At 56.0% G+C, this 382-nt stretch carries 1 protein-coding gene; it reads right to left on the bottom strand.

Annotation, left to right across the window (positions count from 1 at the left end; genetic code table 11):
- Positions 1-370, bottom strand: a 370-nt coding sequence (locus ACO0LH_RS28570) for a DUF4214 domain-containing protein (protein ID WP_422944537.1), incomplete at its 3' end; no start/stop codon positions are given.
- Positions 371-382 lie beyond the last annotated feature (12 nt).

The raw sequence follows: 382 nt of genomic DNA, 5'->3' as shown, positions 1-382 counted from the left end.
TGGTGGCATCGGCTGTGGACTGGGCTGTGGCCAGTGTGGCAGCGTCAACGACTTTGCTCAGCCATACTTTGGCTGTGGCGTTGGCATCAACACCTGCGTAGGCAGTGATTTCTTTGGTGGTATCAACAGCTGTGGTGAAGGAGGTGGCAGCAGCGACTTTGGAGTCTACGGCTGTTTTGTCTGCACCAGTCGCGCCGCCCAGGATGGACAGGGCTGCAACACCAACGGATACGCTGCCGCCAGTGATTTGGCCTGCCCAGTAGGTCAGACCTGCTGGATCAGCTTCGTGGCCGAACAGGTTTTTGTAGATGGTGTTGACGGTTTGTGCTGTCGTCAGATTCGCGTAAGTCGCTGCGTATTCTGGTTGCACTGAGAAACTTTG

The sequence above is a fragment of the Undibacterium sp. TJN19 genome, from assembly GCF_049339485.1.
In the GTDB taxonomy this organism is placed as follows: Bacteria; Pseudomonadota; Gammaproteobacteria; order Burkholderiales; family Burkholderiaceae_D; genus Undibacterium.
Note: the sequence above shows the minus strand (reverse complement) of the source record. Positions and strands in the feature narration are given on the sequence as shown.